The sequence below is a fragment of the Streptomyces sp. SYP-A7185 genome, from assembly GCF_046103685.1.
In the GTDB taxonomy this organism is placed as follows: Bacteria; Actinomycetota; Actinomycetes; order Streptomycetales; family Streptomycetaceae; genus Streptomyces.
This window is the reverse complement of record NZ_CP122310.1, coordinates 7,877,187-7,895,533: the sequence shown is the minus strand read 5'-3', so window position 1 is coordinate 7,895,533 and position 18,347 is coordinate 7,877,187. Positions and strand designations below refer to the sequence as shown.

15 protein-coding genes are annotated in these 18,347 nt (G+C 72.2%); 5 read left to right on the top strand and 10 right to left on the bottom strand.

Going from position 1 to position 18,347, the window contains the following annotated elements:
• The first annotated feature begins 3 nt into the window (after positions 1–3).
• Together QBL25_RS34565 and QBL25_RS34560 are read left to right on the top strand one after the other, a co-directional pair.
• Positions 4–627, top strand: a complete 624-nt coding sequence (locus QBL25_RS34565; RefSeq protein WP_409060880.1) for a hypothetical protein — start codon at positions 4–6, stop codon at positions 625–627.
• A 334-nt stretch (positions 628–961) separates the two neighbouring features.
• Entirely contained in the window at positions 962–2,203 is a 1,242-nt protein-coding gene (locus tag QBL25_RS34560) for an RICIN domain-containing protein (protein ID WP_409060879.1), read from the top strand.
• A 42-nt stretch (positions 2,204–2,245) separates the two neighbouring features.
• Here the strand turns inward: QBL25_RS34560 and QBL25_RS34555 are convergent, their stop codons facing one another.
• The 7 genes from QBL25_RS34555 to QBL25_RS34525 form a co-directional block, all read right to left on the bottom strand.
• A complete protein-coding gene (locus QBL25_RS34555) occupies positions 2,246–3,145 on the bottom strand; it encodes a LysR family transcriptional regulator (RefSeq protein WP_409060878.1) in 900 nt (299 codons plus the stop codon).
• A gap of 185 nt (positions 3,146–3,330) precedes the next feature.
• Positions 3,331–4,539 (bottom strand): glycine C-acetyltransferase, encoded by a 1,209-nt coding sequence (locus tag QBL25_RS34550; protein WP_409060877.1) that lies wholly within the window; start codon positions 4,537–4,539, stop codon positions 3,331–3,333.
• Between the two features lie 127 nt (positions 4,540–4,666).
• A complete protein-coding gene (gene tdh / locus QBL25_RS34545) occupies positions 4,667–5,695 on the bottom strand; it encodes an L-threonine 3-dehydrogenase (RefSeq protein WP_409060876.1) in 1,029 nt (342 codons plus the stop codon).
• Positions 5,696–5,819: 124 nt separating this feature from the next.
• A complete protein-coding gene (locus QBL25_RS34540; RefSeq protein ID WP_409060875.1) occupies positions 5,820–7,004 on the bottom strand; it encodes a Gfo/Idh/MocA family protein in 1,185 nt (394 codons plus the stop codon).
• 44 nt (positions 7,005–7,048) lie between these two features.
• A complete protein-coding gene (locus QBL25_RS34535; RefSeq protein WP_409060874.1) occupies positions 7,049–7,246 on the bottom strand; it encodes a hypothetical protein in 198 nt (65 codons plus the stop codon).
• Positions 7,243–9,306: a right-handed parallel beta-helix repeat-containing protein gene (locus QBL25_RS34530; protein ID WP_409060873.1), complete on the bottom strand. Its 2,064-nt coding sequence runs from the start codon at positions 9,304–9,306 to the stop codon at positions 7,243–7,245. Before QBL25_RS34530 ends, QBL25_RS34535 begins: the two co-directional genes overlap by 4 nt.
• Positions 9,303–10,889 (bottom strand): M1 family metallopeptidase, encoded by a 1,587-nt coding sequence (locus QBL25_RS34525; protein ID WP_409060872.1) that lies wholly within the window; start codon positions 10,887–10,889, stop codon positions 9,303–9,305. Before QBL25_RS34525 ends, QBL25_RS34530 begins: the two co-directional genes overlap by 4 nt.
• A gap of 203 nt (positions 10,890–11,092) precedes the next feature.
• On the opposite strand from QBL25_RS34525, the gene QBL25_RS34520 reads away from it, so the two are divergent.
• From QBL25_RS34520 to QBL25_RS34510, 3 genes are all read left to right on the top strand, one after another.
• Positions 11,093–12,160, top strand: a complete 1,068-nt coding sequence (locus QBL25_RS34520; protein ID WP_409060871.1) for a LacI family DNA-binding transcriptional regulator — start codon at positions 11,093–11,095, stop codon at positions 12,158–12,160.
• A 257-nt stretch (positions 12,161–12,417) separates the two neighbouring features.
• Positions 12,418–14,883, top strand: a complete 2,466-nt coding sequence (locus QBL25_RS34515) for a polysaccharide lyase 8 family protein (RefSeq protein ID WP_409060870.1) — start codon at positions 12,418–12,420, stop codon at positions 14,881–14,883.
• A gap of 59 nt (positions 14,884–14,942) precedes the next feature.
• Entirely contained in the window at positions 14,943–16,829 is a 1,887-nt protein-coding gene (locus QBL25_RS34510) for a DUF2264 domain-containing protein (protein ID WP_409060869.1), read from the top strand.
• A 3-nt stretch (positions 16,830–16,832) separates the two neighbouring features.
• Here the strand turns inward: QBL25_RS34510 and QBL25_RS34505 are convergent, their stop codons facing one another.
• The 3 genes from QBL25_RS34505 to QBL25_RS34495 are packed head-to-tail and all read right to left on the bottom strand — an operon-like array spanning position 16,833 to position 18,347.
• Positions 16,833–17,405 (bottom strand): GAF domain-containing protein, encoded by a 573-nt coding sequence (locus tag QBL25_RS34505; protein ID WP_409062882.1) that lies wholly within the window; start codon positions 17,403–17,405, stop codon positions 16,833–16,835.
• Positions 17,402–17,998, bottom strand: a complete 597-nt coding sequence (locus tag QBL25_RS34500) for a GTP-binding protein (protein WP_409060868.1) — start codon at positions 17,996–17,998, stop codon at positions 17,402–17,404. The genes QBL25_RS34505 and QBL25_RS34500 overlap by 4 nt, the downstream gene beginning before the upstream one ends.
• Complete coding sequence (locus QBL25_RS34495) at positions 17,976–18,347, bottom strand: DUF742 domain-containing protein (protein ID WP_409060867.1); 372 nt, start codon at positions 18,345–18,347, stop codon at positions 17,976–17,978. The genes QBL25_RS34500 and QBL25_RS34495 overlap by 23 nt, the downstream gene beginning before the upstream one ends.

Genomic DNA, 18,347 nt, shown 5'->3' with positions numbered 1-18,347 from the left:
GACATGAACGACCAGAATTCCCGTGGCCTCGCTGACGTGGACATCAATCCTTCCGTCTACACCGACGCCTCCCGCGCCCGGTTGGCGATGGCCCACGAGGCCCGCGAACTGGCCGACCTCGCGCGCGAAGCCGTACCGATCGACGCGCACGAGCCACACGCAGACAGCACCGACAGCACGGGTCGCACCGGCCGCTCCCCCGGTTCGCTGCTGGCCGACGCCGCCCACGTGCTCAAGGCCGCACACCGGTTCTTCGAGGCCGCCGCGGTCTGCGAGCGTCTCGGCGGCGCGAGCTGGCAGGTCCTCGGTGACGCCCTGGGCGTGGACGCGGCGACGGCGCGCACACGCTTCGCCGCCGCCGAGTCCTGCTTCCGGGAGGAACTGCGCTCCCCCGAGGTGCCCGTAACAGCCAGCGGCGCCTCGGACGGGGCCGGTTGGTGGCGGGCCTACACCGCGGGGAATCCACTGGAAGCGGCCCGCGACCTCGATGACTGGGTCCTTCGTCATGCGGACGGAGACGGGGACCACCACCACGGCGCCCACCGACCCGACAACCACCACAGCCATCACCTCGGCGCGACGCCGGTATCAGGTGGCCTGACGCGGATCGACTCCCACCTTAAGTGAGTTCACTCAGGCGCCAGTTGATGGTCGACAGTCGACCGCCAGCAGACGACACGACTTCGTGGACGAGAACCGGCCCCCTCACTTCAGGCACACCCACCCCCGCCCCGCGCGCCCACACCGTACGTACCGGCTGCGGCAGTTGACGTCACCTGGATCGACGTCACGCGCACGGCCACCCCAAGTCCCGGTAATTGAGGGGTGAATAGCAGCCGAAATCCGCCCGTATCGGTAATCGGAATCGGTCCCTACGCTGTGAGGCGCCCCCGCGGGGATCACGCGCCCGGGGGCACACCACCACGGGGGCACCACTGTCCGTCTTCCACGGAGGTTGGCAATGTCTGCGTTGACCGAGGGGATCTACCTGCTCAGGAACGAGGAGAGCGGGCTGTACGCGGGAGTGCAGGGAGCCAGGACCGCACAGAGCGTCCCGGTCGTGCAGCAGGAACTGAACCCGCAAGGAACCGCCCGGCACAGCCAGTTGTGGCATCTGCGGCCCAACGCCGCCGAGGAGGGCGCCTGGACGCTGCAGAACGTGCACAGCACCCTGCGCATGGACATCATGACCGGCAGGAGCCGCGCGAGCTCGCCGGTGCAGCAGTGCCCGGCGGAGACCCGTGAGGACCTGCTGGTGTCCCAGCTGTGGCGGCCGGTGGCCGTCGGCGACGACCGGTACACCTTCGTCAACGTGAACAGCGGCCACCTGCTGTCCGTCCACGGCGACAGCAGCGCGCCGGACGCGGCCCTCGAGCAGGCGCCCAAGCCCGACCTGGGGGCCCGCACCGCACAGCAGTGGCGCCTGGAGCGGGTGCCGAGCCGGGGCGAGACCACGGCGTTCGACGCGCTGACGGCCACCGTGGTGTCCTCCAGCGGCGGCGTGCTCGGCTCGGTCCTCGGCTCGCTCGGCGGTGCGGCCAAGCGGGCGCTCGACGCGGGCGGCGGGATCTTCGAGGCGGCGGCCAAGGCGATCCCGGACAGCGACACACCTTACGTACGCTTCGAGGGTTTCCGCCGGGACGAGTTCATCCGCTTCTCCAAGCGGCGGGGCATCGAGGCGGGACCACGGAAGATCGCCGACCAGTTCCCGCACCTGCCCAAGCCCTTCAGCGACGGCTTCGACGCGGTCGGCCCGGCCGCCGGGCGCAGCGGTCACACCTACCTGGGCGTCAAGCGGGACCAGGCCATCGAGTTCTCCGACAAGGGGCACGGTCCCGTCCACCACTTGGAGTACCTCCTGCACCCCGAACTCCTCCAGGCGGTCGGCGAACTGTGTGACATCACCGGCTTCGGCGCCGAGGGCGGCAGGCTCGCGGTCTTCGGCCGCAAGGACAGCTTCACCGTGGATCCCGCGCAGGTCGACCTCGCGCGCGGCTCGGCCCACCAGCAGTTCCTGCTGACGGCGGCACCCGACGCCTTCGCGTTCGGACCGGACGCGGCGGCCACGGCGGTCTCCGACTCCACCGCGCACTACTTCCTCACCAAGGGCGACGAGTTCGTCGTCGTCTCGGAGGACCGGCTCATCCAGGGCCCGGCCAGGCTGACCGAGGCCTACCCGTTCCTGGACGGCCTCTGGATGTAGCCGGGGGCGGCCGGGGGCTTCGGGGTGGCCGGGGGTTTGCGGCTACCCCGCCGCTTCCCCCAGCGCGTCGAGCACCGGCCGGATCAGCGGATGCTCCTCCGCCCCGCACCGCACGGCCGCGAAGACCCGGCGGGTGGGAGCGGCACCCTCCACCGGGCGGATCACCACCCCCGACACGTCCATGCCCCGCAGGGCCGACCGCGGCACCAGGGCCACGCCCGCGCCCGCCGAGGCCAGGGCGACCACCGCGCGGAAGTCGTCCGACCAGTGTTCGAGCAGGGGCTGGAAGCCCGCCGCCTCGCAGGCGAGTATCACCACGTCATGGCAGGGGTTGCCGGCAAAGGGCCCGATCCACGCGTCCTTGGCCAGCTCCGCGAGCGGTACGCGCTCCGCGTCCGCGAGGCGGTGCGTCTCGGGGAGCACCGCGTCGAACGGCTCCGCGTACAGCGGGACGCGCGTCAGGCGCGGGTCGTCGGCGCCCGGGGCGCCCCGGTACTCCACCGCCACGGCGACATCGACCTGCCGGTCGAGGACCATCGGCAGGCTCGCGTCGCCCTCGGCGTCCTGGACCCGCACGCGGATGCCGGGCGCGGCGGTCGAAAGCCGGGCGAGGGCGGGGCCGACCACCAGGGCGATCCCCGTGGCGAAGGCCGCCACCGTCACCGTCCCGGCCGCGCCCGAGCTGTACGCGGCGAGTTCCGCCTCGGCCCGTTCCAGCTGGGCGAGGACCGCGTTCGTGTGCGCCAGCAGGATCTCGCCCGCCGGGGTCAGCCGGACCCCGCGGGCGCCCCGCTCGACCAGGCGGTGGCCGGTCTCCTGCTCCAGGGCGGTCAGCTGCTGGGAGACCGCGGAGGGCGTGAGATAGAGCGCGGCGGCAGCGGCCGTGACCGTGCGGTGGTCGGCCACCGCACGGAGGATGTGCAGCCGCCGCGCTTCGATCATGGGGTCGATTGTCCCAAACCACGGACCTCACCGACACCAGCGGCCCGGCCAAGCTCCCGGACCCCCGCAGCCACGCGGACCTCCACAGCTCCGCAGCCACGCAGCCCCGCGGCCACGCAGACCGCCACGGCTTCGCAGCCACGCGGATGCCCGCGCCCCCTCCGGCGCGGAAACTCCTACGCCCCTCAGGCCCCAGCAGCCTCCAGCTCACCCCGCGCCGCCACGAACGCGTCCACCGCGCGGTTCACGTCCTCCGTGGAGTGCGCGGCCGACAGCTGGACGCGGATGCGGGCCGCGCCCTGCGGCACCACCGGGTACGAGAAGCCGATCACGTACACGCCGCGCTCCAGCAGCAGCTCGGCCATGCGTCCCGCGACGGAGGCGTCGCCGATCATGACCGGGGCGATCGCGTGGTCGCCCGGCAGGATGTCGAAGCCCTCCTCGGCCATGCGCGAGCGGAACAGCGCGGTGTTCGCGGCGAGCCGCTCCCGCAGGTCACCGGCCGACTCCAGGAGGTCGAGGACCTTCAGGGAGGCAGCGGCGATCACCGGGGCGAGCGTGTTCGAGAAGAGGTACGGGCGCGAGCGCTGGCGGAGCAGCGCGACGATCTCGGCGCGGGCGGCGACGTAGCCGCCGGAGGCGCCGCCGAGCGCCTTGCCGAGGGTGCCCGTGATGATGTCGACGCGGTCCATGACGCCGTGCAGCTCGGGGGTGCCGCGCCCGCCGGGACCGACGAAGCCGACGGCGTGCGAGTCGTCGACCATCACCATGGCGTCGTAGCGGTCGGCGAGGTCGCAGATCTCCCGGAGCGGGGCGACGTACCCGTCCATGGAGAAGACGCCGTCGGTGACGATCAGCTTGCGGCGTGCGCCGCCCTCGGCGGCTTCCTTGAGCTGCTGCTCCAGGTCCGCCATGTCGCGGTTGGCGTAGCGGAAGCGGCGGGCCTTGCTCAGCCGGATGCCGTCGATGATCGAGGCGTGGTTGAGGGCGTCCGAGATGACCGCGTCCTCGGCGCCGAGGAGCGTCTCGAAGACGCCGCCGTTGGCGTCGAAGCACGACGAGTAGAGGATCGTGTCCTCCTGGCCGAGGAACGCGGACAGGCGCCCTTCGAGTTCCTTGTGCACTTCCTGCGTGCCGCAGATGAAGCGCACGGACGCCATGCCGTAGCCCCAGCGGTCCAGGGCCTCGTGCGCGGCGGCGACCACCTCGGGGTGGTCGGCGAGGCCGAGGTAGTTGTTCGCGCAGAAGTTCAGCACCTCGCCGGGGCGGCCGCCCGCGGTGACGGAGACCGTGGCGGACTGCGGGGTGCCGATCACGCGCTCGGGCTTGTGCAGGCCGGCGGCGCGGATCTCGTCGAGGGTGGTGCGCAGGTCGTCGCGTACGGAGTCGAACATGCTTGGTTCCTTCAGCAGCTGAGGCGGTCGGGACGGTCAGGACGGCCGGGAGGACCGGTGGTCGGGACGGTCGGGAAGACCGGTGGGCGGGACGGCCGGGAGGACCGGTGGTCGGGACGGTCGGGGTTCAGGAGGTCCAGTCGAGGATGACCTTGCCGCCGCGGCCGCTGGCCGCGTCGTCGAAGGCCGCTTCGAAGTCACGGTGGCCGTAGCGTCCGGTGATCACGGGGGCGAGGTCGAGGCCGCCTTCGAGCAGCACCGACATCGAGTACCAGGTCTCGAACATCTCGCGGCCGTAGATGCCCTTGATCGTGATCATGGAGGTGACGATCCGGGACCAGTCGACGGCGAACTGCTCGGCCGGCAGACCGAGCATGGCGATCTTGCCGCCGTGGGTCATGTTGGCGAGCATGTCGCGCATGGCGACGGGGTTGCCGGACATCTCCAGGCCGACGTCGAAGCCCTCGCGCAGGCCCAGTTCGCGCTGTCCCTCGGTGATGGAGGTCTCAGCGACGTTCAGCGCCAGGCTCACGCCGACCTTGCGGGCGAGTTCGAGGCGCTCCTCGCTGACGTCCGTGATGACGACGTTGCGGGCGCCCGCGTGCCGGGCCACGGCCGCGGCCATCAGGCCGATCGGTCCGGCTCCGGTGATCAGGACGTCCTCGCCGACCAGCGGGAAGGACAGCGCGGTGTGCACGGCGTTGCCGAACGGGTCGAAGATCGCGGCCACGTCGAGGTCCACGGGGACGCGGTGCACCCACACGTTGGCGGCGGGCAGCGCGACGAACTCGGCGAACGCCCCGTCCCTGCCGACGCCGAGGCCGACCGTGGCGCGGCACAGGTGGCGGCGGCCCGCCTGGCAGTTGCGGCACTTGCCGCAGACCAGGTGGCCCTCGCCGCTGACCCGGTCGCCGACCTTGATGTCGGCGACGTCGCGCCCGATCTCCACGACCTCGCCGACGAACTCGTGGCCCACGACCAGCGGGGCCTTGATCGCCTGCTGCGCCCAGCCGTCCCAGGCCCGGATGTGCAGATCGGTGCCGCAGATCCCGGTGCGGAGCACCTTGATCAGGACGTCCCCGTGGCCGATGACCGGCTCCGGTACGTCCTTCAGCCGGAGACCCGGCTCCGACTTCTCCTTGACCAGCGCCTTCACCGCAGCGGCTCCCTGTCGTACGTCGCTTCTTCCACCGACGACACAGGAATCTTCCCTACGGCGGCGCCCTGGTCCATCGAGGATTTCTTAAGCGCCGCCGCAGCTTTCCTTCAGGCCCCGCGGTTCAGCGGGTCTGGCCGCGCTCGAAGTACGCGATCAGCTCCGGATCCAGGGCCGGGACCTCGCGCGGCGTGCCTCCGTCCCGGAGCGACTGGGTGGCGCGCACGCCGGCCGCCACCGCCATCCGGGCGGCGACCGGCGAGGTGTCGGTGCGCCCGCCCTCGCGCACGAACCGCACGAACTCGTCGATCAGGAGCGGGTCGGAGCCGCCGTGGCCGCCCTCGTCCTGGGCGTCGGGCACCGCGTACTCGGCGTCGGCCTCGGGCCGGTAGGCCGAGCGCCGCGCGTTCCAGACCTTCACCACTCCCCCGGGGCCGTCGCCGAAGTTCTCCAGGCGGCCCGCGTCCCCGATGACGGTGTAGTTGCGCCAGTAGTCGGGCGTGAAGTGGCACTGCTGGTAGGAGGCCAGGACCCCGTTGTCGAGGCGCATGTTGACCAGCGACACGTCCTCCACGTCGATGACGGGGTTGAGGTCGCGCTGGGTGTGCGGCGGCCAGTGGCCGTCCGCGGTGTACCAGTCGTCCGTCTTGGGCTCGCCCGGCTCGCGGCGGTGCGGGTTGTCGCCGTAGACCATGAGGTCGCCCAGGGCCTGCACCTGGCGGGTGTAGCCGCCCGCCAGCCAGTGCAGGACGTCGATGTCGTGGGCGGCCTTCTGGAGCAGCAGGCCGGTGGTGTTCTGCCGTTCGGCGTGCCAGTCCTTGAAGTACCAGTCGCCTCCGTAGGCGACGAAGTGGCGTACCCAGACGGTCTTGACCTCGCCGATCTCCCCGCGTTCGATGATGTCGCGCATCAGCCTGACCACGGGCATGTGGCGCATGTTGTGGCCCACGTAGAGCCGGGTCCCCGTCTCGTACGCGGTCCGCAGGATCTCGTCGCAGGCCTCGATGCCGATCTCCAGCGGCTTCTCCACGAAGACGGGCTTGCCCGCGCGCAGGGCCTCACAGGCGAGTTGGGCGTGGGTGTGGTCGGGGGTGAGGACGACGACGGCGTCGACGTCCGGGTCATCGACGACCTTGCGGTGGTCGGTGGATATCAGGGCGCCGGGGAAGGCCACGGCCGCCTCCGTCCGCGCGGTCACGTCGTGGTCGGCGAGCGCGGTGACGCGGGAGCCCGCGCCGGGCCGGTGTGCGGTGCGGGCGAGCGAACCGCGCAAGCCGTAGCCGAGGACGCCGAGACGGAGGTCGGTCATGGTGTGCCTTTCCGTACAAATACCTGTGCGAGTGCGGGTGTTGCCTATGTACGTGCAGGGTGCACGAGTACGTGGGCGAGCGCCACGCGTCCCGTGCCGGTGAGCTTGATCCTTATGTATCTGGCTTCCGCGTCCGTGTCGAGGAGTGTGGGCCGAAGTGCCCGTCCGGTGACGTGCAGGGTCGTGGCGTCGGCGAAGTCCGGGGTGCTCGCCAGCCGCACCTCGAAGTCGGCCGTGGTCATGGCGGCGCTGTCCAGACCTCGACCTGTCCCACGCGCCGCGCCCGGCCGAGGTCGACCTGCCACCAGGCGCCCGGCTCGGAGAGCGTGCGGGTGTCGGTGGAGGTGTCCCCGTCGGTCGCGTACGACGCCGGGGCCGTGCCGTCCGTGGACGACTGGGACGCCGTGCCGGTGCGGGCGAGGTCGGGGCGCAGCTGCTCTGCCGGAGCTCCGCGTGCGCCCGCGCGGGCGGCGACGGCGAGCGCGGCGGCGGGCAGCCGGTCGAGCCCGCTGTGGTTGCCTTCCATGGTCGAGCCGGTGCCGGTGAGGACCGGGGCGTCGGTGTCGGTCCAGTTGCCGGTGGCGTGGTTCTCGATGCCGTAATCGGCCCAGTTGGAGACCCACTTGTAGCCGACGCGGGTGATGACGTTGCCTTCGACGCGGATGTACGAGGACTGCTCGTCGAGGTAGATGCCGTTGCCGTCGCGCTCGGTGTTCCCGTAGGCGGAGCGGTTGATGTAGTTGCCGGAGACGACCGTGCCGGGCTGGGCGCCCTGGGTGTAGATGGCGCCGCCGTCGTGCTGGGCGTGCTCGACGCGCATCACGTTCGTGATCCGGTTGTGCGTGATGCGGTTGTCGCGCAGGACCGACTTGCGGGCCTCGGGCTGGTTCCAGCCCCAGCCGACGGAGATCCCCGAGTAGGGCAGGTCGTCGAGGGTGTTGTGGTCGACGCTCAGCCCGGCCTCGTACCCGGCCCAGATGCCCACGGCGTCGGTGTACTCGACGCCGGTGCGGCGGATGGTGTTGTACGCGACGGTGTTGCGCTCACCGGCCCGTTCCGCCTGCGGATTCGGTTCGGTGTCACCGACGTAGACCGCGCCGGACGACAGGTCCGTGAAGTGGGAGCGGATGACCGAGGTGTCCTTGGTGCCCGCTTCGAGGATGACCCCGGCGCCGCCCAGGTGCGTGAACTCGGCTCCGCTGACGGACACATGACGGCCGCCGCGGATCGTGAGCGCCGCGCTCGGCTTGGTGTAGTGCCGGCCCGCGTGATCGACCGGCCCGGTCGCTCCGGTGAGGGTGAGACCGGCCTGGGTGCCCGCGTAACCCTCGTCGGTGGAGGGCTGACCGTACGCCGCGTGTGCGAAGCCGATGCCCTGCACGCGCAGGTCGTGGGCGCCGTCGACGACCATGAGGTGCTCGGTCGCGGGAGTGAGCACGCGCGCGTGGCGCATGTCCTCGCCCTCGCGCGGGAGGTAGGTGACGGTGCGGTCCACGGCGTCCCAGACGAACTCGCCCGGCTCGTCCAGGAGTTCACGGGCGTTCTCGAAGAAGGCGACTCCGGAGTAGCGCGCCGAGTCGACGGTGGTGGAGTCCCAGGCGGGGCCCGTACGGTCGGTGCCGCTCGCGGAGTTGGTCCAGCAGGGGCGCGCGAAGGTGAGGTGGTCGCCTTCGACGCCCGCGATCCGGCAGTGGTAGTCGCGCCAGCGGACCTTGATGACGGCCTCGGCGCCGGTGGGCCGCCGCCACCGGTCGATGCCGGTGGCCGTGGCGCCCGTCATGCCGGCCTTCGTCGCGTCGCAGGTGCTCGCCGCGCAGGCCGCTCCCCGCGCGCGCCGCGCCCGGTCGCCGTCGACGAACAGCTGGCGCGGGGTGATCCCTTCGGGGACGTGGGCCGTCCAGGTGCCGTCGGCGCTCTTGTCCCATCCGGTCAGGGCCCGGCCGCCGGACAGGACGGGGCGGGCGCCGGGCGCCGCGGCCCAGGTGACGGTGTGTCCGTCCCGTCCGGAGTCGGCCGCGCCCAGGGTGAGCGGCGCGTTCATCTCGTAGGTGCCGTCGGCGAGTTCGACGCGTACGTCGCGCCCGTCGATGGTGCGGGCCTTGTCGCGCGCGGCCCTCAGGGAGCAGGGGCGGGCGGCGGTGCAGGAGTGCGACGCACCGTGCGGAGCCGCGTGGACGACCGTGGTGCCGGCCGTGTGGACGACCGTGGTGCCGGGGGCCGCCTGGGCCGTGCCCTGCGGGGCGATGACGGCGCCGGCGGCGGCGAGGGCCAGGGCGAGCCCTGCGATGCGGGGGATTCTCACCGCGCGACACCCCAGTCCGGGTGGCCCGGCATGGGCGGGTTGTCGAGGTCGAACAGCCAGTGGTGCAGGAACGTGCCGACCGTGGCGTCGCCGGTGACCCGCACGGCGTTGTCGATGAAGTCGTGGGTGGAGGCGTTGGAGTGCCGGTGCTCGGTGAGCCAGGCCTTCATGACGGCCTCGAACTGCTCTTGTCCGATCCGCTGGTTGAGGGCGTAGAGGGAGACCGCGGCGCCGTCGTAGATGTTGAAGCCGCCGAGTCCGGTGGGCTTTCCGGGCGGTCCGTCGGTCTTGCGGACCGCGTCGAGCTTGGCGTACGCGGCCTTCATCTTCTCCTCGATGGGCTGGAAGCCCTTCCGGTCGGCCCACACGGCCGCGTAATAGACGGCGGGGCCTTCGTTCATCCAGGCGTCCTGCCAGGTCGCGGGGGTGACGGAGTCACCGAACCACTGGTGGGTCAGTTCGTGCACCATGGTGGTCGAGTAGGTGGGCTTCTCGAACCACGCCGGGCCGAAGAGCGACAGGGTCTGGTTCTCCAGCGCGTCGCCGTAGCCGTCCCGCACGATCTGCACCCCGTAGGTGTCGAACGGGTAGCGCACGCCGAGGGTCTGTTCCAGCCAGGCCAGTTGGCCGCCGGTCTCCTCGGCTATGGGCCGGTACTTCGCCTGCTGGTCCTCGGGCACGAGGTGGCGCAGTCTCACTCCGTGCGGGCCGCGGCCGTAGAGGTAGGTCTGTCTGTTGACCGAGATGCCGAGGAGTTCGGGTGCCATGGGGGACTTGAGCGCGAAGTCCCAGGTCTTCTTGGTGCCGTGCGCGCGGGTGCCGGTGTGGTTGCCGTTGGCCGCGGGCGTCCAGCCGTCGGGGGCGGTGAGGTGGAAGGTCCAGGTGGCCTTGTCGGAGGGGTGGTCGTTGACCGGCGCGAAGGTGTCGGCGCGGGAGGCCTGGGCGGCTGAGGCGAAGCCGCCGTCGGACATGTACCGCCAGCCGGGCGGGCCGATCGGCTTGGTCTTGCCGTTGCCGTGGTAGGTCAGTTCGACGTCGAAGGCCCGGCGGTCGCGCAGGCCGCCCGCCGGGGTGACGGTGAGCTCCTGGCCGCTCCGGCCGGGCCCGATCGCCCAAGTGGCTGTCTTGCCGTCGACCTTGACGGCGTCGATGGCCAGCGAGTCGACGTCGAGATTGAAGGACGACAGGTCCTGGGTGGCTCGCGCCCTGATCTTCATGGTGCCGGTGAAGTCGTATGTCACCGGTGTGAAGTCGAAGGAGAGGTCGTAGTGGCGGACGTCGTAGCCGCCGTTGCCGAGCGTCGGGAACAGCGGGTCGCCGACGCCGTCCGCTCCCGGGGCCGGGTCGAAGGGCGCCGCGTGGGCGGGGAGGGCGAGCGCGAGGGTCGCGGCCGCCGCCGCGGTCGCCGTCGCGGCGCGGAGGATGCGCGTGCCGCGAGCACTGCCGACGCTACGGGTTCTGGGGGCGCCGGGGGCAGTGGAGACGCCGGGGGCGCTGGAGGCGCTGGAGGCACTGGAGGCGCTGGGGGCGTGGACGGTCCGGGTACTGCGAGTGCGTACGGTTCGGGTCCTGTTCTCAGCCATGGGGCCGCAACGTAGTAATCGCTTACTGTCAGCGTCAATACCCCTGACCGCCCCTCAACGGGCTCTGCGTCGCAGAAAACCTCGCCCGCTCCCTGGTGCACGGCCGCTCACCAGTACACGCTTACTACTCGCAGGCCGGACGCATCGGAGTCAGAACGCTCGGGACGGACCGGCCGTCCGACGGTGGCGAGAGGGGCTCCCTGGTGGTGGCGCGACGGGCGACGGTCATCGATGTGGCACGGCGGGCGGAGGTCTCATCGGCCACCGTCTCCCGCGTCCTGAACGGCAACTATCCGGTGGCCCGGGCCACCCGGGAGCGCGTCGAGGAAGCCGTACGGGAGCTGGGCTACGTCGTCAACGCGCACGCGCGGGCCCTGGCCGGGACGTCGAGCCGGACGGTCGGCATCATCGTGCAGGACGTCGTCGACCCGTTCTTCGCCCACATCGCGCGAGGCGTCGAGCGGGCGGCGTCGGAGACCGGGCGGCTGTGCACGGTCTGCTGCACCCACGGCGACCCCCGGCGCGAACTGGCCTTCGTCGACCTCCTCCACGAACAGCGGGCGGACGCCGTGGTGCTGGTCGGCGGCGCGCACGCGGACCGCGCCTACGCCCGCGAAGTCGCCCGCCGGGCACGGGACCTGCACGCGGGCGGATCGCGGCTCGTGCTGTGCGGACGCCCTTCGGTGGGCCGTGCCGTACCGACCCTCTCGGTGGAGTACGACAACGAAGGCGGCGCCTTCGCCCTCACCGACCACCTCCTCGCCCAGGGCCACGACCGCATCCTGTACCTGGGCGGACCGCCCGACCTCTCCACCACCCGCGACCGCCTCGCGGGCCACCGCAGGGCCCTGGAACTGCGCGGCGTCCCCCGCCTGCCGGAGCTGGTGCACACGGGCGCGTTCAGCCCCGCCTTCGGACACCGCCGCCTCGCCGAACTCCTCGCGGCCGGGCTCGCCTTCAGCGCGGTGTTCGCGGCCAACGACATGGTGGCGATCGGGGCACTGCAAGCCCTGGAGGAGGCCGGACTGCGGGTCCCTGACGACGTCTCCCTGGTCGGCTACGACGACGTGCCCATGGCCCAGGTTCTGCGCCCCCGCCTGACCACCGTGCACGTACCGCTGGAGGAGCTGGGCCGCCAGGCGGTACGGATCGCGGTCGTCGACCCGGACACGGAGGCCGACGCGTGGCGGCAGCCGGCCGGGGGCGGGCTGACGCTGGGCACGCACATCGTGGTCCGTGACTCGGTGGCGGCGGCGCGCCAAACGAAGTGACCCACCCCCCCCCGTCGCCGGAGTGGCGGGAGTGGCCGGAGAAACCGAGGTGACCGGAAGAACCGGAGAAGCTGAGACAACCGAAGTAACCGGTTAACCCTCTGCCATGCCTCTCGCTCACCAGCTCCCGGCAGAAAGAACGTAGAAAGATGCCGGGCCCTCTTGCCTCCGCACAGCAACCGCTTACATGCTGTCGCGGAATCGCTCACGTACCTCCCTGCCGCACCCCGGCGCCCGACACCCCACGGGAGTTCCGCATGCCCACGCCCCTGCCTGACCCCACCGGCCCCCGCCGCCGCACCCTCCTCGCCGCGGGCGCCGCGTCCGCTCTGCTGCCGGTGGCCACGGGCGGCACGGCCTGGGCGGCACCCGGCGACACGGACGCGGCCACGGCCGCGGCGGACCCGTACGACACCCTGCTCGCCCGCGCCGCCGCCCAGCTCACCGGCGGCGACTTCGACGCCACCGACCCGGACTTCGCGGCGGCCCTGAAGACCCTGGACACCCAGGCGTCCGCCTGGTGGCGGGACCTGGACCGGTCCTCGGGCCGCACCGCCCTGTGGGCCGACCTCTCCCCCGCGAAGGACCCGGGCAACTTCGGCCAGAGCTACACCCGCCTGCGCACGATCACGACGGCCTGGGCGACACCCGGCACCTCCCTCAGCGGCAGCGCCGAAACGGCGGACGCCCTGCTCGAAGCGCTGCGCTTCCTGCACGCCGAGGGGTACAACCCCGGCCGCCCCGAATCCGGCAACTGGTGGTTCTGGGAGATCGGCGCGCCCCGCGCCCTGATGGACACCTGTGTCCTGCTGCGGGCGAAGATCCCCACCGCCGACCTGACGGCGTACGTCGCCGCGGTCGCGAAGTTCTGCCCGGACCCGGACCGCCGCACCACCATCCCCACCCTGTCCGAGACCGGCGCCAACCGCGCCGACAAGGCCGTCATCGTGGCGCTGCGCGGACTGCTGGCCCAGGACGCGGCCACCGTGGCCCTCGCACGCGACGGCCTGTCCGACGTACGGGACAAGGGCAAGAACAGCCTGTTCACGTACGTCACTTCGGGCGACGGCTTCTATGAGGACGGGTCGTTCGTGCAGCACGGCTCCGTCGCGTACACCGGGACGTACGGCAGTGTCCTGCTCGGCAGCGCGGGGCAGCTCATCGCGCTGCTCGCCGACTCCGAGTGGGCCGTCACCGACCCGAAGACGTCCGTGCTCTACGAGGCCGTGGACCGGACGTTCTCGCCGGTGGTCTTCGACGGTCTGATGATGGACGCGGTCCGCGGGCGCGCCACATCGCGCGAGAAGGCACCGGACCACAAGGACGGCGCTGCGGCCGTCACCCACATCCTGCAACTGGCGGCCGGGGCCCCGGACGCGTACGCCGCACGCTGGCGCGCCCTGGCCAAGGGGTGGATCCGCCGCAACCAGAGCCATCCCTATCTGAGCCTGGTCGGCGTCCCCGCGCTCGCCCGCGCCAAGGCCGTCCTCGACGACACCGCCGTACCGGCCACCGAACGGCTCACCGGGCACTTCGCGTTCGCGGACATGGACCGCGTGGTGCACCGGCGCCCCGGCTGGGCGCTCACGCTCTCCCTCTCCTCGCAGCGCATCGCCGCCTACGAGGCGGGCAACGGCGAGAACCTGCACGGCTGGTACACCGGCGACGGCATGGCCTATCTGTACGACGGCGAGGACCTCGGGCAGTTCGGCGACGGCTTCTGGGCGACGGTCGATCCGTACCGGCTGCCGGGCACCACCGTGGACACCCGTAAGCGCGCCGACATCGGCACGGGCGGCGGGACGGGGACCTACCGGCCGAAGAACGCCGTCGCGGGCGGTGCGGTGCTCGACGCGCGGTTCGGCGCCGCAGCGATGGACCTCCTCGCCGACGGCAGCACGCTGCGGGCCAAGAAGGCGTGGTTCTTCCTGGACAACGCGGTCGTCGCCCTGGGCGCGGACATCACCGCGAGCGACGGCCGGACCGTGGAGACGGTCGTCGAGAACCGGAACCTGCACGCGGACGGCGCACCCCGGTTCACCGTCGACGGACGGCGACAGCCCGCACGCACCGGCTGGTCCGCTCCCCTCCCCGGTGCCCGCTGGGCCCACCTGGACGGCACCGGCGGCTACGTCTTCCCCGACGATCCCGCACAGCCGTCCCACGGCCGAGACGGCGCCCGCCTGCACGCCCTGCGCGAGGAGCGCACCGGCACCTGGCGGGCGATCAACACCGGCGCGGACACCGGAGGCAGCACCACTCCGGTCACCCGCCGCTATCTGACCCTGTGGCTCGACCACGGCGCCTCGCCCGCCTCCTCCTCGTACGCCTACGTCCTGCTGCCCGGCGCGAGCGCCACCGCGACCGCCGTGTGGGCCCACTCCCGGCCGGTCCGCGTCCTCGCCAACGACGCCACCGCCCAGGCGGTCGAGGCCCGGCGGCACGGTCTGGTCGCCGTGCACTTCTGGGGCCCCGGCAGCGCGGCCGGCATCACGGCGTCCGGCCCTTGCACGGTGCTCGTGCGGCGCGGCGGCGACGGCGTCTCTCTGGCCGTGGCCGACCCGGGCCGCACCGGCAAGACGGTCACCCTGGAACTGCCCTTCCCCGTACGGAAGGTGGTCCGCGCCGACGACACCGTCACCGTCACGCCCGGCCGCCGCCCCGTCGCCACCGTCAGCGTCGCGGGCTCCCGCGGCCACACCCACACCGCACACCTGAGGTGACGAAAGCCCCGCACCGGGGCCCCCAGCACTCCCCGAGCACCAAGGAGCACCGACCCGCCATGCCCGCACCGCACCTGGCCCTGCCGCCCACCGACCGGGTCCTCTCCCCGCTCACGGGCTGGACCCGCGCGCACTGGGAGGCACTCGCCGACCGGCAGCTGGAAGCACTCGTCCCCTACGCGACGCCGAACTTCGCGCAGTACCGGCTGCCCGGGCGCGGCAGCTGGTCGGGGGTCGTGTCGGACGGCCTCGAGGGGTACGCCCGGTCGTTCCTCCTCGCCGCCTTCCGGATCGCGGGAGCGGGCGGCGAGGTGGACCCGCACCTCGTCGAACGCTACGTGCGGGGTCTGACGGCGGGCACGGACCGCGACGCGGCGGGCGGTGAGGCCTGGCCCGAACTCACCGACTGCTCGCAGCAGATGGTGGAGGCGGCGTCGATCGCGATCGCGCTGCACGAGACGCGCCCCTGGATCTGGGACAAGCTCGACACCCGGGTCCAGGAGCGGGTGGTCGACTGGTTCTCCGGGTTCGTCGGCGGCCGGACGTGGGACAACAACTGGCGCCTGTTCCAGGTGGTGTCCGAGCAGTTCCTGGCGTCCGTCGGCGCCCCCTACAGCCGGGCGGACATCGACGGCGGGCTCGACCGCATCGAGGACTGGTACCGCGGCGACGGCTGGTACAGCGACGGCGACGGACGCAACTTCGACTACTACATCGGCTGGGCGATGCATCTGTACCCGCTGCTCTGGGCGCGCATGGCGGGCCCGGACGGCGAGGACCGCGCCTCCGTCTACCGCGAGCGCCTGACCCAGTTCCTCGCCGCCTACCCGCACTTCTTCGGCGCCGACGGCGCGCCCGTCCACCAGGGCCGCTCCCTGACCTACCGCTTCGCGGCGACCGCCCCCGTGTGGCTGGGCGCCCTCGCCGACTGCACTCCCCTGGCGCCCGGCCTCACCCGGCGCCTGGCGTCCGGCACCGCACGGCACTTCGTGGAGCGCGGGGTGCCCGACGCGCGCGGACTGCTCCCGCTCGGCTGGTACGGCACGTTCCTGCCCGCCACGCAGGCCTACTCGGGTCCGGCGTCCCCGTACTGGGCGAGCAAGGGCTTCCTCGGCCTGCTGCTGCCCGCCGGGCACCCGGTGTGGACGGAAGCCGAACTCCCGCTGCCCGTCGAGGAGTCCGACCAGTACACGGCCCTACCCCAGCCCGGCTGGCTCCTGCACGGCACCCGCCACGACGGCATCGTCCGCCTGATCAACCACGGCAGCGACCACAACCCCCTGGAAGGCCCCGCGGCCGACGACCCGCACTACGCCAAGTTCGGCTACTCCACGGCCACCGCCCCCGAGACCGCCCCGGCCGCGTGGGAACGCGCCGTGGACGGCCACCTCGCGCTCCTCGCGCCGGACGGCACCCCCTCACGCCGCCGCCGCATCCACCCGGTGCGCTGCGCGGGACGCGTGGCCGTCTCCCGCCACGACGCACGGCTGCCGGGCGTCGAGGGCGACTTCCCCGTCGAGACGACCAGCGCCCTGCACGGCCCCTGGGAGATCCGCGTCCACCGCGTCCTGGCCCCGGCGGGCGTGACGGTCCGCGAAGGCGGTTACGCGGTCGCCGACGCGGCGCAGCCGTACGCCGAACGGGGCCCCGGCTGGGCCCTGACCCGTACCGAGGCCGGGCTGACCAGTGCCGTCGTCGCACTGCACGGCTGGGACGAAGAGGCCGGCATCGCCCGCGAGGTGGCCGCCAACGCCTACGGGCCGCACTCCGCGACGCCGTACCTGAGCCGCGCCGGGCATCCGGGCGGCGCGAGCGTGCACGTCACGCTCGTCGTCCTGTCCCAGGACGCCGTGCTGCCGACGGCGTTGCGGGAGTCGATCGCATGCGAAGCGGCGGACGGCGTCGTCCGCCTCCGCTTCCCCGACGGCACCCTCCTGGAGGTGTGAGCGTCAGATACCGCCGTCCTCCCTGCGGTGGATCTGCTCGATCAGCTCCGCCGCCATCGCCTTGATCGTCTCCAGGCCGGCCCTGCCCCAGGGCCGGGGCTCGACGTCCACCACGCAGACGGTGCCGAGGGCGATGCCCGTGCGGTCGATGAGCGGGGCGCCCAGATACGAGCGGATGCCGATCTCGTCGACCACGGGGTTGCCCGCGAACCGCGGAAAGTCGCAGACGTCCTCCAGGACGAGGGCCTTGCGCCGCACGATCACGTGCGGGCAGTACCCGTGATCGCGCGCCATGTAGCGGAAGGGCGTGTTCTCGGCGGCCGCCGCGGCGGTCAGCTCGGAGCCGTCCCCCGTGTCGCCCGGGGTGTGCAGACCCGCGAAGAACTGCCGGTTCTCGTCGATGAAGTTGACCATGGAGTACGGCGCGCCCGTGATCTCGGCGAGCCGGTCGGCGAAGGCGTCGAAGGCGAGCTCCGGACGGAGTCCTATGCCGAGCCGGCGCAGTCTGCGTACCCGACTCGGCGCCTCCCGGTCGACGGGGGTGAGCAGCAGGGGCGCGGTCGCGTCGTACATCAGGTGTGGGCTCCGTAGCTCGGGGCGGCCGGGGCGTGGGCGAGGAGGTGTTTGACGAGCGTGAGGAGGGTCGCGATGCCCGAGCTGGAGATGCGCGCGTCGCACCGCACGACGGGCACCTGCGGATCCAGGTCGATGGCGGAGCGCACCTCGTCGGGTTCGTAGCGGTGGGCGCCGTCGAATTCGTTGATCGCGACGATGAATCCCATGCCGCGCTGCTCGAAGAAGTCCACCGCGGCGAAGCAGTCCTCCAGTCGGCGGGTGTCGGCGAGGACCACCGCGCCGAGCGCGCCTTCGGAGAGTTCGTCCCACATGAACCAGAAGCGCTCCTGGCCGGGCGTCCCGAAGAGGTAGAGCACGTGTTCCGGATCGAGGGTGATGCGGCCGAAGTCCATGGCCACGGTCGTCGTGGTCTTGTTCTCGACGCCCGACAGATCGTCGGTGCCCTCGCTGACCGTGGTGAGGAGTTCCTCCGTGCTCAGTGGCGCGATCTCGCTCACCGCGCCGGTGAAGGTCGTCTTGCCGACCCCGAAACCTCCCGCGATCAGGATCTTCAATGCGGTGGGGAAGGGGTCAGAGCTGTCGTCGTAGTCCATCGAGCACTGCCTCCAACAGGGACCGGTCAGTGGGGTTGTGGTAGAAGTCCGGGGCTCTCAGGGTGAGCGCCCCGCAGTCGACGAGATCGGAGAGCAGCACCTTGGTCACCACCGCGGGCAGCTTGAGCTGCGCCGCGATCTCCGCGACCGACGTGGGGCCCGCGCAGAGCCCGAGCGCCTCCGTGTGTTCGGGCCCGAGGTAACCGGTGACCGCTCCCCCGGTGGCCATCACCTGGGTCAGCAGGTCCAGTTGGGCGGTCGGCCGGGTCCGTCCGCCGCTGACCGTGTAGGGCCGGACGAGCCGTCCGGCCGACGCGTCGAGCCAGGGCCCGTCGTGCGGGGCCGCCAC